The sequence below is a fragment of the bacterium genome (assembly GCA_041649255.1).
Taxonomy (GTDB): domain Bacteria; phylum Hydrothermota; class UBA3073; order JACQXS01; family JAQTXJ01; genus JAQTXJ01.
The window spans coordinates 247207-262175 of sequence record JBAZNK010000001.1 but is presented as its reverse complement, the minus strand read 5'-3'; the positions used below and the strand labels follow the sequence as shown (position 1 = coordinate 262175).

The following is a 14969-nucleotide window of genomic DNA, read 5'->3' as shown; positions in this document are numbered from 1 at the left end:
ATTGTTCGGTATGTCCTTAAATGAGGCGTATTTACCACACTGTGGAGGTATTGATACGTAAAATTGTTATAAATAAAGGGGCGTAAGTGAATTGGGGTGTTTTTGCCCTATCTTTATGAGGGGTGTTCCGTTTCGGGCAATATAGGTTTTGATATTGGCAATGAAATTGTAAATGTAGTTCCTTCTTTGAGTTTACTTTGAACGTCAATAAAACCATTATGATTGTAAACGGTGTTCCTGCACATAAATAAGCCTAATCCCGTGCCCGAAGGTTTGTTTGTGAAGAACGGCTCAAATATATTAACGATATCTTTTTCCGGTATCCCTTCCCCGCTATCCTGGAATCTTATTTTGATAAGTTTTGGCATAAATATTGTTATGATTGTTAATGTTCCGCCTTTTGGCATTGCTTGCTGGGCGTTTATGACCATATTTATAATTAGTTCTTTTAATTGCTGTACGTCTCCCATTATTTTAGGGCAGGGGTTCAATTCTTTTATAATGCGTACCTTGTGTTTTGTTAGTTCCCCTTCTACGATAAAAAGCGCATCTTTTATTATCTGGTTAATGTCTGCGGAAACGAATTGAGTTTTGTGAGGTCTTGAAAAGGCAAGAAGGTGTTGAACGATTTCTTTCGAACGCTGGCACTGTTCTTCTATGGCCGTGATTCTTTTTAAGAGGGTTTGTTTGCGCATCTCTGCTTTTTTGTTAATATCGTCCAGTATCATTTGCGAATAAGTTAGAATAGTTGATAGGGGTGTATTGAGTTGGTGGGCAATGCCGGAGGAGAATTGTCCTATGGTTACCATTTTCTCGGACTGAACCAACCTTTTTTCCAGTATTTCCATCTCTTTTATGTTTCGCACAATGCTTATTACCCCTATGACTTTTCTTTTTTCGTCTCTCATTGAAACACTGCTGAAACTTACCGGGATTTTTTCCCCGTCTTTTGCAATACATATTGTATTTGAATCTTTGATTATGTCTTTTATAAAAAGCGGCTCGTAAAATTCCCTGCTCTCAAATAAAATATCTACAGGCTTTCCAACGATATCTTCTTCTTTATAACCAAATAAGTTTCCGTCTATCATTTTGATTTTTCTGTTAATGTCTACCATAATGATAGTTTCTACGGCGTTTCTGATAACATCATTAAAATAACTTTTAATTTCGCTCATCTTTATTATTTACATAAAATCTTTATGATTAATATTATATTCTTTTAATTTTTGGCTAAAATTTTTACGGTCCATCCCGGATTGTTCCGCGGAGTGACTTACGTTCCCTTTATTATTTCTTAGAATTTCTATAAAGTATTTTTTTTCAAAAGTTTCAACTACTTCTCTTTTTGCGTCTTTAAAACTTGAGCTTTTGTTTAAGAGCATTGGTATGCAGCTTGAAAAATCCTCAGGAGTAAGCACAATTCCGTCCCTGCTTGCAACTACTCTTGCGATTACATTTTCCATTTCCCGAACATTACCGGGCCAGTTATAAGAAAGCAAAAGATTAAGCGTATCTCTGGATACTTCCTTAAAAGCTTTACCAAGAACTTTATTATACTTATTTAAAAAGTGACTGATGAACAAAGGGATATCTTCTTTTCTTTCCCGTAATGGCGGCAGGAATATTTTATAAACGTTTAATCTGTAAAACAAATCTTCCCTGAAAGTTCCTTTTTTTACGCATTCTTCAAGACTTTTGTTTGTGGATACTATTATTCGTGTGTCTACTTTTGTAGTATTAGAATCTCCTACTTTTATAAATTCTTTTTTTTCTATTACGCGGAGAAGTTGTGCCTGCACGTTTTTATTGAGTTCGGAAATTTCATCAAGCAATAAAGTTCCGCCGTCGGCGGCTTCAAAAAGTCCTTTTTTGTCTCTGATTGCTCCGGTAAATGAGCCTTTGGTATGCCCAAATAGTTCCGTCTCAAGCAGTGTATCCGTAAAAGTGGCGCAATTCGTGCGGATAAACGGTCCCTTTGCGCGAATGCTTTTGTAATGAATGGCAGATGCGACGAGTTCTTTGCCGACTCCGCTTTCTCCTTCAATCAAAACGGTCAAGTCCGTATTGGCGGTATTGCGGATAAGCTCGTACACTTTTTGCATTTTTGGGCTTTTCCCGATTAAAGATTCTATCCCTTCTACGATTTCCAATCTTTTATGAAGTTCCCTGTTCTCTTCTATAATAGCTCTGTGATGGAGAGCATTCCGGACGGTTAGCTTTGTTTCCTCTATATTGCAGGGTTTTGTAAGATAATCAAAAGCGCCTACTTTCATTGCTTCTACGGCTGATTCAACCGTGCCAAACCCGGTGAGGATTATTACTTCTATGTCGGGATTGTGTTTTTTAATGTTCTTCAAGACTTCCAATCCATCCATTTTGGGCATTTTCAGGTCAACGATTATCAGGTGGAAGTTACCCCTGTCTATTAACTCCATTGCTTTTATTCCGTCATCGGCAATGTTAACGTCGTATCCCTCGTCCAACAGGAGGTCGCTTAAACACTGGCACCAGTATTTATCGTCGTCAACGACCAGAATCCTTGCTTTTGTTATCATAGGCTTTTTTAACTTAAATCTTTCTTTTTATTATATATAGTGTATATTATGTATTTTTGCAAGTTGTTTTTCTTTCTTCTTGATTTTTAGTTTGTGAAACAAGCAAATATTTCTTAAAAAATAATTGTAATTAAGAGCCTTTTTACTAATCCGTTTTGTTTATTTTTCCTGATTTTAGTTTCAAGTCAGCACAAATATGTCACAGGATTTTTTGACTGAGTTTGAAGAGACACTGTAAAAATAACTAATTTTGGAAGAAGTGTCCAAAAATGGGAAGAAATATAGATATTTGCCCAACAAGGTTGGATAAGTTGGACTCCCGCAAAGCGGGATAGGAATTCCTAATCCCGCTGTGGCGGGAAAGGACTTCTTATAATCCCGCCAGTGCGGGAAAGTCCAACTAACAAAGGCTTTTTTCTTGATAAGAGTAAGAATAGGGAATGCAATATAGTGTTATAATTTACTAAAATAAGTATGACTAAAGACTTATTGACAAACACTGAAAATGAAAACATTAATAGAGTTAATAATAATATGTTGTTAATGACCAATAACTTAATAACCTAATTACTTAATGACTCAATGACCCAATTACCTAATTACTTAAGAATAGGGGGAATTATGGGAAAGATATTATTTTTATTAATAGGATTTATTTTACCTTTACAGATTTTCGGACAGGTATGGGTAGCGAGGTATGATGGTTCAGCACATAAAGGAGATGGTGCATTTGCAATTGCAGTGGATGATAGTGGAAATGTGTATGTAGCCGGAGCGAGCGGGGATACTTTTGCTTACCCGGATTACTTGACAATAAAATATAACAGTGTGGGAGATACTGTATGGGTTAGAAAATATGATGGACCAAACAATACTGGCGATTGTGTTTATGCAATTACTGTTGATAAAATTGGGAACGTTTATGTGACAGGAAGAAGTTGTGGAATCGGGACTGATTATGATTATGCGACTATAAAATATAATAGTGCAGGAGACACAGTATGGCTTAGAAGGTATGATTCAGGGGGAGGTACAGGATATAAAACTGATGAAGCAAGCGCGATAGATGTAGATGATAGCGGAAATGTTTACGTAACAGGACGTGGTTCTTTTGGATATCAAACGATAAAATATGACAGTTTAGGAGTAGAGAAATGGGTTGGTAAATACATTGGAACTAGTGGAGAACAATGGGGATACGCTATAACAGTAGATAACAATGGGAATGTATATGTAACGGGAGAAAGTGGCTATACTGACTATGCAACAATAAAATATAATAGTTTGGGAGATACAGTATGGGTTAGAACTTATAATGGAACAGGAAAAGGTTATAAAAACTCAAAAGAATATGGGCATACTAAGACAAAAGGACTTCCATGGGGAGGAGGTGGGATAGGAATAGCGGTGGACATTAACGGAAATGTGTATGTAACAGGATGTATTACGACAGGAGTGTACCCCTATACTGATTATGCAACAATAAAATATAACAGTGTGGGAGATACGATGTGGACCCGAAAATATCATGGCCCGGACAGTACCAGTAAAGACGAAGCAACGGCGCTTGCTATAGACGATAACGGGAATGTGTACGTAACAGGAAAAAGCTATAATTCAGGGACTTATTATGATTATGCGACAATAAAATATAATAGTGCAGGGGATACAATGTGGGTTAGAAAATATGATGGTCCATCTCGTAGGGGAGATGCTGCATATGCAATTGCATTGGACAATATTGGGAATGTGTATGTAACCGGCGCCAGCTTTGATACAGTTACAGACACTGACTATGCAACGATAAAATATAACAGTTCAGGAGGCGAAGAGTGGGCACAAAGATATAATGGACCCGGGAGTGGTGACGATAACGCATACTCAATCGCACTTGATAATAAGGGATATGTATATGTAACAGGAAGTAGTTATGGTTCTTCTTCCGGAGATGACTGTACGACGATAAAATATTCGTGTGTAGGAGTAGAGGAATCAAATATGAAAAATCAAATATCAAAAATGGAAATCATAAAAAATAAGATTTATTTGTTTGTCCCGAACACAATGGAAGCAAATATAAAACTTTATGATTTGTGCGGCAGATTGAAAGAAGTTATTTATACTGGCACATTAAGTAAAGGCAATTATACATTCACTCCTAACATCCATAAGAGCGGTATTTATTTTGTAAAATTGACGGCAGTTTGTCATTCTGAGCGTAGCGAAGAATCTAGTATAGTAACAGAAACGAAGAAGATGATAATGATAAAATAATACAGTAGAAAGAGAAAGAAACCCAGCTGAGCTGGATAATATAGACTAATGTTTCTACGGGACAAAGTCTATATAACAAAAAAGTTATTACTAATAAAGTAAAGAGAAAATGGAGGTATGAGATGAGGAAACTTTTAGCAGGTTTGATTCTGTTTGTTTCTATCTTACCGATTGGGAGACAAACGGTTTTACAGGCAGCGGTAATAGATAAAAACTCACCGTGGGGAGTGGTATAATAATATTATAATTTACTAAGATAATTATGACTAAAGACTTATTGACAAAGAATAAATGTGAAAGCATTAATAGAGTTAGTAATAAGAATAAAAATAATAATGCAACAGTGATTGCCTGCCTGCGGTAGGCAGGGAAGAGATTTAAAGAGACTTTTTTCTCTCTTGTTGCCCTTGTTTATGGGTAAATTCTCTTTAAATCCCTGTTATAGCTTGTTTATATAATGAACTTATAGTTTTACAAAAGGAGAGAGATGAAGAAAATACTAATTTTAATAGGATTTATATTACCAATACAGATTTTTGGACAGGTATGGGTGGCGAGGTATAACGGGTCAGTTAGTAGTCCGGGAGCTTATGACGTTGCGTATGCAATGGCAGTAGATGACAGTGGGTATATATATGTAACGGGAGAGAGTTGTGATGACTATATGACAATAAAATATAACAGTTCAGGGGATACTGTATGGGTCAGGAAATATAATGGACAGGATAATAGTGATGACCAAGCTCTTGCAATTGCAGTGGATAAAAGCAGAAACGTATATATAACGGGAATGAGTTATGGAAATGGGACTTATTATGACTATGCGACGGTAAAATATAATAGTACAGGTGATGAAGTGTGGGTTAGAAGATATGATTCAGGGGGGGGGGCAGGAGGTATATATGATGTAGGACGAGCACTTGCATTAGACAGTATCGGAAATGTATATGTAACAGGAACCAGTAATGGGAATGGTGGGTATACAACAATAAAATATGACAGTTCAGGAAATACAATGTGGAATAGGAAATATAGTGGGAGTAATGAGGTAAATGCGATTGCAGTTGATAAAGGGGGGAATGCTTATGTAACAGGAACGAGTGTTGGTTCGGGAAATATTAATGACTATGCAATCATAAAATACAACAGCACAGGGGATACACTATGGGTCAGAAGATATCGCAAATCTGGATATATAGATAATGAGGCAAATGCAATTGTAGTTGATAATAGTGGAAATGTTTATGTAACGGGAGTAAGTTCAAAATCTTTTTCTTCGGATACTATTTCAGAGTATGCGACGATAAAATACAATAGTTCGGGAGATACGGTATGGGTTAGGACATATAGTGGAACATCAAAGAAGAATTATGATGATGTAAAAGTATCTTCTACATATAAGGAAATAATCGCGATTGCCCCGAACAGGGTAAAGACAAATAAAAATCTTTTTGGACAGAGGGGTGCAACAGCACTTGCAATAGATAGTGATGGAAATGTTTATGTAACGGGAAGAAGTTATGCTTCGGCGACTAATTATGACTATGCAACGATAAAATATAACAGTTCAGGAGATACAATGTGGGTTAGAAGATATAATGGGACAGGTGATAGTATTGATGTAGCGAGAGGAATTGTATTGGATAACGATGGAAATGTTTATGTAACTGGGAATAGTTGGGGAGTAGGGAGTGCGTACGGAGAAGATTATGCGACGATAAAATATAACAGTTCAGGAAGTGAAGAGTGGGTACAGAGATATAATGGACCTGCAAATATGGTGGATAATGCATATTCAATAGCAGTGGATAACAAAGGGTATGTGTATGTAACGGGAGGCAGTGAGGATTATAATTATGATTATACAACGATAAAATATTCAACAGTAGGAATAGAGGAACCATTAACTTTGGATTTTGGATTGGGGATTTGGGAATTAAAAGCATTTCCTAATCCATTTATTGGGAACACCGTTATTAGTTATTCGGGTATTAGTTATTTGGGGAACAAATCTACTAATAATTCGTCTTCCGCCAAGGGAACGGCGGACAAACAGGCGAAAATACAGATTTATGATATTGCGGGGAAATTGGTTAAGTCTTTACCAATGACTCAATTACCTAATGACCAAATGACCAGTATCACATGGGATGGGAAAGATAATAATGGCAGAATAACGAAGAGTGGGATTTATTTTGTAAAACTTGTAACTGATAATTATAGAGAAACAAAAAAATTATTACTAATAAAGTAAAGAGAAGTAATAAAGTAGTTGTCCCTGACTGCTAACAGCTTATGTTAGGGAAAAGGCTTATATTTACTTGCTATTCCACCCCACAAAAAAATAAAAAAATTTTTCCCTTGACGAATGAATATTACACAATATGTTGTGACATCCTTATATAATAATACAAGATTTAGTATCCTATGTTTGGTAGGGGGCAATATGTTGACTAAAGTAAAAAAACGGGACGGGAAAGTCGTTTCCTTCGATAAAACCCTTATAATAGAAGCAATATTCAAAGCCACACAAGCCGTTGGTAAGCCGGATCGTGAGCTTGCGGAAAGTTTCTCAACAAAAATCGTTGAATTGTTGGAATCCATAATTCATAGACGTACGCCAAGCGTAGAAGAAGTGCAGGATGTCGTTGAAAAAGTCCTGATGAGCGAAGGAGCAACGGAAATAGCAAAAGCTTACATTCTCTACAGGGAAGAACATGCGAGAATCAGAAGAGCAAGAGAAGTATTTGTAGACGTAAGCAAAACCATAAATGACTATCTTGACGCATCTGACTGGCGTACCAAAGAAAATGCAAATGCCGATTTCTCTTTCTCCGGGCTTATGATGCACGCCGCGGGTTCGGTAATTGCAAATTATGTGCTGGATTCGTTATATTCTAAAGAAGTCTCCAATGCCCACCGTGACGGCGAATTGCACATACACGACCTTTCTATGGGAATTGCGGGATATTGCGCGGGGTGGAATTTACGAACTCTTCTCGCAGAAGGCTTTAACGGCGTCCCCCGGAAAGTAGAAGCTTGCGCGCCACGGCATTTTGAAACTGCGCTCGGGCAGATAGTTAATTTCCTGGGCACGTTACAAAACGAATGGGCAGGCGCTATGGCGTTTAACTCGTTTGATACGTATCTTGCGCCTTTCGTAAGAAAAGATAACCTTGATTATGCACAGGTAAAACAAGGCATTCAGAGATTCATATTCTCGTTAAACGTGGCTTCAAGATGGGGCGGACAGACTCCTTTTACAAATCTTACATTTGACTGGACTGTTCCGGAAGACCTGAAAGCGGAAAAAGTAACGGTAAACGGGGAATACCAATCGAACTATGGTGTATATGCGGATTTTCAGCCGGAATTGGATTTAATTAACAGAGCGTTTATTGAAGTAATGATGGAAGGGGATGACAAAGGAAGGATATTTACTTTCCCTATTCCTACATATAATCTAACTAAAAATTTTAATTGGGATGCTCCGAATGCCCAGCTTTTATTTAAAATGACCGGTAAATATGGTTTGCCTTATTTTGCAAACTTTATAAATTCAGACCTTGAACCGTCGGACGTTCGTTCTATGTGTTGCCATCTAAGATTGGATTTGGCGGAACTCAGACAAAATATAACGGGTGGATTATTCGGTTCATCCGAATCTACAGGCTCGGTCGGTGTAGTTACAATAAACTTGCCGCGTATAGGTTATATTTCAAAGAGTGACGTGGAATTTTTTGAACACCTTGAAAGGCTTATGGAACTTGCAAAAATCTCGCTTGAAACGAAACGTAAAATCGTAACCCGTAATATTGATGCAGGGCTTTTCCCTTATACTAAAAGGTATCTCGGGACACTCAAAAATCATTTTTCAACGATAGGACTTGTAGGAATGAACGAGGCTTGTCTTAACCTTTTTGGGAAAAATATTGCTACTCCCGAGGGAATGGAATTTTCCAAGAGAGTATTGGACTTTATGTTGGGAAAGATAAGGGAATTCCAGCAGGAAACCCAGAATATCTATAATTTGGAAGCGACTCCTGCAGAAGGAGTATCTTATAGAGTGGCGAAAATAGACAAAAAAAGATTCCCGGATATTATAACGGGAGGTAACGGAGTTCCATTCTATACGAATTCAACTCTTTTGCCTGTCGGTTACACGGATGATATTTTTAAAGCTTTTGAATTACAGGAAGGTTTGCAAACGAAATATACCGGCGGAACCGTGTTACACGGCTTTATCGGCGAGGAAATAAATTCCCCGGAACTATGCGCATTGCTTGTTCGTAAATTGGCAGAAAGATTCCGTATTCCTTACTTTACGATTACTCCTACTTTTAGTATATGCCCGGAACACGGTTATATATCAGGGGAACATTTTAATTGTCCTCAATGTAATGCCGTTACGGAAGTTTATTCGAGAGTCGTCGGGTATTACAGACCTGTAGCAAACTGGAACGAAGGGAAAAGACACGAATTTTCGGAAAGACTGGAATACAAAGTATAGTTAAAAAACCTTTTGTTATCCGGTATTTCAATAATAGAGAAATAGTTTTAAAAAATGTGGGGCATAGCTTTATTTATATTTTTAAGTAACTCAAGCTTGTCTTATACATTAAAGCAGGGCGACACCTTCCCAACCGTTCTAAAATCCATAAGCATTTCCGACAGTACTGCAAATAAAATAACTTCCGTTATCAGGAGCAAATTAGACTTAAGAAGATGCCGCGCAGGAGACAAATTATTGGTTACCAAAAGAGAAAACAATTTCATTGAACTTAGATACGAAGCCAATAAAAAGACAATTATCGTAGATAGTTTATTTCAGGTCAGTGAGTTAGAGATAAGAAAAGAATTTGTATGTCTTGAAGGGGCGATAGATAACGGCTCGTTGTGGGATGCCGTGATAAAAGCAGGGGGGACTCCGAATTTAATATATATAATGGCGGATGAAATATTCTCTTCGGATATTGACTTTAACGTTGAAACCCGAAACGGAGACAAATTCAAATTAATTGCAATCGCCGAGTATTCGGGAAGCAGATTTATAGGTTATAACAGGGTATTATCCGCTACTTATACATCAGGTAAAGATGAATATACCGGAATATATTATGATAAAGCGTCGAATTCGGGTTATTATAGTCTTGATGGGAAATCTCTTAGAAAACTATTTTTACGTTCGCCGGTTAGTTACCAGCGAATTTCTTCGGGATTTACCAAAGCGCGTTTTCACCCGGTCTTAAGAAAATGGATGCCCCATTTAGGCATAGATTATGTAGCGCCTATGGGAACGCCTATCAGGACAATAGGAGACGGTGTTGTTGTTTTTGCAGGCTGGAAGGGAGGTTTTGGAAAACATATAATAATCCAACACAGCCAGGGATTTAAATCTTACTACGGACATCTTTCAAGCATAATAACGAAAAAAGGAAAGTTCGTCCAACAAGGAGATTTGATAGGAAAACTTGGCTCCACGGGTATGTCAACGGGGGCGCATCTTGATTTCAGGTTACAAAAATACGGACAGTTTGTGAACCCTATAAAAATAATTCCACCTCCGGTTATGCCGTTGTACGGGAAAAACTTGGAGGAATATAAAAATTATACAAATAAATTAACGATTCTTTCTGATGTAGTAAAAAATATTAATAAGATTCCTGTAGTAGACCTAGTAGAACATTCAGGGAAGTAATATAATATAAAATCCTGCTTAGTAACTAATAAATAAGGGTAGGTGGGAGCACGTGCTCTCATCTACCCGATTCTTTAAAGAATATAAATTCTATTTTATCAGAATTAGTTTTTTAGTTGCTCTGAAATTTTCCGTAGAAAGGGTTACGAAGTAAATACCGGAAGTAAACTTTTTTGTATCAACGTTTATATTATAGATGCCGGAATCTTTTATCTCATCAATAATGGAAGTTGTTAATCTGCCTGTTGCGTCATAAAGTTTAATAGTTACGTTGCTTTTATTTGGGGTTTCATACCAGATAGTCGTTATTTGAGAAATCGGGTTGCTTCGAAGTTCCAGCCCGGAATTTTTTGTTTTACGTTCTGCATTTGATTCTTCTTTTCCTGCTATGCATCCTTCATACCATTTAGTTGGTATGGCATTTACAATTGCCCATAACATACAGTGTCCTGAATCAGCAATTAGAGGATGAACATTGGTATTGGTTTCGCTCCAGGAGTCACTATAAGGCATATACAAGGCTTCGCCTCCTCCGTTAGATTGCCAGTTTCCTCCCGGTATTCTCAATAAGGAAATTATAGGATGATCGCTTGATACTATATGACAATGGTTCCCGCCATCTGCTTCAGTTACTCCCCTGAATAATGTTCCCTGTATATTCATAGGGTTAGAGATATGAGTTACTGATTTATAATTGGTAATAGTTGATTGCCATTCGGGGACATATCCGAGTCCAATGTCATACTCCTCTATAGAGTTTAGGAAATTACTGCCTGAACTTTTTCCTCCTATCGAAATAACATAGGGCTTTAATTCGGGTATATTGCAACATCCTTGCATTGCCCTTGCCGTATTCAAAGGTTTGGTCTGTTGCCAGGTGGGGGAGAAAGTTAAAGACAGAAGCGGGTCGTATAATTCACACGAAGATAAATAATTTGTTCCGTCGTAACCTCCCATAGTTAAAACAAGTCCTGAATATATAAGTATAGAGTTATGCATATATCTTGCGGTATTTAATGTTTGTGTAGCGCTCCATATTCCGGTTGCCGGGTCGTATATTTCACAGGAAGATAAAGCCGTTCCCGAATTATTTTTCCCGCCTATAGCAAGAACTTTTCCGGATTGTAAAAGTATAGTATTGTGTAGAGACCTTGGCGTCGTAAGACTTCCGGTACTTGTCCAGTTGCCGGATGTCGGGTTATATATTTCACAAGTTCCCGTGGTAACTCCTGCCGAAATGCGTCCTCCTGTTACAAGAACCCTTCCATCAAGCAGTAATGCGCAGGTATGTTCCGTTCTTGGATTTGTCATAGAGTTGGCGGCTGACCATATCCCGGTGTTGTTGTTATATGTTTCACAGGAAGACAAAACGCCTGATGTGTTTTCTCCCCCGGTAATGAAAACTTTGCCGTTCTTTAATAAAGTAGCGGTATGATTAAATCTTGATGTAATCATATCTCCTGTAGATGTCCAACTGCAAACGCCTGCATTTACAACATATAATTCGCAGGACTTTAACGCTCCGCCTGTATTTTTCCCACCACCAATCAAAACAGTTCCATTGGCTAACAAGTTAGCCGTATGATATGCTCTTTCTGTATTAAGCGGGACTGTAGAAGCTACTCTTTCTTCTGCATAATTGTATAATTCACAGGAATTAATAAAACTAAGACTGTTCTCCCCGCCTACTATCAGGACATTTGTTGAACAATTAGTTGTATGAGTTATGGGTAATGGGGTGATTGTATGTCCGGCTCGCGCATAGGACAGGGAAGGTTTATTTCCCCATACGGACATCATAGTGTCGTAAACTTCAGCCGTATTTGTAATATCTATGGAACTTGTTACTTTACCTGCTATTGCGAGAACTTTGCCTGTGTATAATAAAGGCGCGCTGAAATGGGAGCGTTTATAATTCATATTCTCGACAGATGTCCATACTCCTGAAGCAGGGTCATACAATTCGCAAGTTTCATTAACCTGTCCACCTATCATCATTGGTTTTCCCATAGGTAACATTGTCATAGCAGGAACGCCTCTGGAGGCACTACTTAGATTTCCTGTAGCAGCCCATGTGTGAGTCCCGGGATCAAATAATTGAGATTGTGCGCCCGGTCCGGCAACAAGAACATAGTTCCAAGGGGTAGGAAGTCTTATTCCACAACCTCCATAACTGCCATAGGTTGCATTAGGCATATTTGACCATACTCCTGATGATGGATTATAGAGTTCAGTATTTTGAGGATAAGCTCCTCCCCCGATAACAAGAGCTTCTCCCGTATGAAGTAGCACTTCTATAGTTCTATCTCCCTGAAGAACACTGGTAGAACCGGTAAGAGATAAGCTATTACTCTGGTAATCATATAATGAAGTTCTTGTATATGGAGTAGCGCAATCATATCCTGTGATGAGAACTTTTCCGTTATTTAGTAAAGTGGAAGCGGATTTCTCATAGTAAGAGATACTTGGACCGGCAGCCCATGTATTTGTTGTCGGGTCATAAACCTGGCTTGCTATTGCTGCCACACTATCAGGTGGTACGAACCATACTTTTCCATTTGGCAATAAGATAGTTGCAGGATGTCCGCCATTGGCACCTGTTATATTGCCTTGTGTCCATTTTCCGGTAGCAGGGTCAAAAGTTTCAAATGTTGAACCGCTCTCGGATCCGAATACCAGGATTTTTCCATCCGTAAGAATAACACACCCAAAACCTGCCCGCACACTATTTAAATCATTTGTTCTTGTCCATTTGCCTGCAAATAAATTACTGAAAATAAAGATACTTAATAATATGAATATTTTTAATGTTTTCATTGCTCTCCCTCCTGTCATATAAAGGTTTCAGACTTAATGATAAAATTTGAGAATAAAACTAGCATATACTACATGGGGAACTCTCAACTCACTATATATTTTATTAATCCTAGTAACTACCGGCTATTATCTATCTCACAATAGTTATTCTTTTAGTTATGACAGGAGTATTTTCAGATTTAAGCGATAAGAAATAAGTTCCGTTTGGTTTTCCGTTGGTATTCCATAGTGCTTTATAGACACCCGTTTCATAATAATCATTCCCAATGATATTAATTACTCTTCCCGTTATATCCAGAATCTCCAATTTTATTTTACCCTTGTTGACTATCCCAAAAGTTATATCAACCGAGTTTTTATTAACAACAGAAGGTGTTTTTAACCAATTGTTTTGTGTTATAGAAGTTTTTTCTTCTACACTGGCTATGCAATGGTTTAGATATGCAAATACCCAGCCGCTAGTATTGGTTGCTTCAGTAACTACTATATCCGGGCAGGTATCGCCATCAAGGTATGTTACAAAAGGTAAATCAAACAATCTATATTGAGTGTCAATAGAATTCATAGTAAAAGTTCCATTTCCATTATTGTGGTACCATCTAATCCAATAATTCCGTCCGCAAGCTACTATATCCATATTACCATCAGGTTCAAAATCGCCGATATCAATTCCATCGATATTACTTGCCATATTGTCTATAGCGTTTCTTGTAAAAGAAGTGCCGTCATTATTTTTATACCAGTAAAGAACCCCATTGTAACTACTACTGCCGACAATATCTATTTTATTATCGTTGTCGAAATCCGCACATCTTACGCCTCCGCCTCCCGGGGGGTCACCTAAATTGCGTCCCAAATTAGCTTCGATTACCACTTGAGAAAATCCTTCCGCTCCATTATTTTTGTATAGAATAATTCTTGCTGAAGCCGATACATCTTGCCCGGAAAAGAATTCTTCGGATGCTACAATATCTAAATGATTATCATTATCAACATTATCAAAAGCATCTACTTTCCATGCGTCAGCGGTAGCTATAAAGTTTTTTGTGAAACTCATCCCACCGTTATTTCTATACCAGTAAACGCCCGATTCAAATATGGCGGATGTTCGTGGAGCGCTTGCAGCTACAATAATATCAAGCAATCCATCATTATTTACATCTACTAGCCTTGTTTGTCTTAACCTTGCTTTAACACTGTCCAACTTAGTCGTTGTAAAAGTTCCATTACCATTATTTTTATGAATAGCAAGAAAACTCCAAGCGATGGAATCAGACTTTACAAATGAAGATACCGCATCTATCCAGTTATCCGCATCAAGTTGCCCGGCAGATACTTCGGTGCAAGTCCTATCAGAGCTGTATATAGTATTTTTGGGACCCCATGTTGTTCCTAAGCTATTATTTGAGTACCAAACCACGTCTTTATTCCCTGCGGTTGTGGCAAACGCATCGTAAGCCCATGGAGGATTATCGTTTCGAACGTCACCAGCCCAGTCTCCATGTGGCGTTAACAATACGCTATCTATGGTATATCTATAAAAAGTTACGACTCTCTGCCCGTATGTTAAATTGCATAAAAATAAAGACAAAAATAACAATACAAAACATTTTTTCATAATT

8 protein-coding genes are annotated in these 14969 nt (G+C 37.8%); 4 read left to right on the top strand and 4 right to left on the bottom strand.

Annotation, left to right across the window (positions count from 1 at the left end; all coding sequences use genetic code 11):
- Positions 1–113: 113 nt before the first annotated feature.
- Together WC614_01090 and WC614_01085 are read right to left on the bottom strand one after the other, a co-directional pair.
- A complete protein-coding gene (locus tag WC614_01090) occupies positions 114–1178 on the bottom strand; it encodes an ATP-binding protein (protein ID MFA5031590.1) in 1065 nt (354 codons plus the stop codon).
- Positions 1179–1187: 9 nt separating this feature from the next.
- A complete protein-coding gene (locus WC614_01085) occupies positions 1188–2558 on the bottom strand; it encodes a sigma-54 dependent transcriptional regulator (GenBank protein ID MFA5031589.1) in 1371 nt (456 codons plus the stop codon).
- Between the two features lie 621 nt (positions 2559–3179).
- Here WC614_01085 and WC614_01080 point away from each other — a divergent pair.
- The 4 genes from WC614_01080 to WC614_01065 all read left to right on the top strand — a co-directional run bounded on the left by WC614_01080 (position 3180) and on the right by WC614_01065 (position 10530).
- On the top strand, positions 3180–4832 hold the full coding sequence (locus tag WC614_01080) for an SBBP repeat-containing protein (GenBank protein MFA5031588.1): 1653 nt from the start codon (positions 3180–3182) through the stop codon (positions 4830–4832).
- Positions 4833–5319: 487 nt separating this feature from the next.
- A complete protein-coding gene (locus WC614_01075; protein ID MFA5031587.1) occupies positions 5320–7086 on the top strand; it encodes an SBBP repeat-containing protein in 1767 nt (588 codons plus the stop codon).
- 192 nt (positions 7087–7278) lie between these two features.
- Positions 7279–9342, top strand: a complete 2064-nt coding sequence (locus WC614_01070) for a ribonucleoside triphosphate reductase (protein ID MFA5031586.1) — start codon at positions 7279–7281, stop codon at positions 9340–9342.
- Between the two features lie 54 nt (positions 9343–9396).
- The gene (locus tag WC614_01065; protein MFA5031585.1) at positions 9397–10530 is read left to right on the top strand and encodes a M23 family metallopeptidase; all 1134 of its coding nucleotides are present in this window, start codon (positions 9397–9399) and stop codon (positions 10528–10530) included.
- A 90-nt stretch (positions 10531–10620) separates the two neighbouring features.
- Here the strand turns inward: WC614_01065 and WC614_01060 are convergent, their stop codons facing one another.
- Positions 10621–13347, bottom strand: a complete 2727-nt coding sequence (locus WC614_01060; GenBank protein MFA5031584.1) for a kelch repeat-containing protein — start codon at positions 13345–13347, stop codon at positions 10621–10623.
- A 130-nt stretch (positions 13348–13477) separates the two neighbouring features.
- On the bottom strand, positions 13478–14965 hold the full coding sequence (locus WC614_01055; GenBank protein ID MFA5031583.1) for an FG-GAP-like repeat-containing protein: 1488 nt from the start codon (positions 14963–14965) through the stop codon (positions 13478–13480).
- Positions 14966–14969 lie beyond the last annotated feature (4 nt).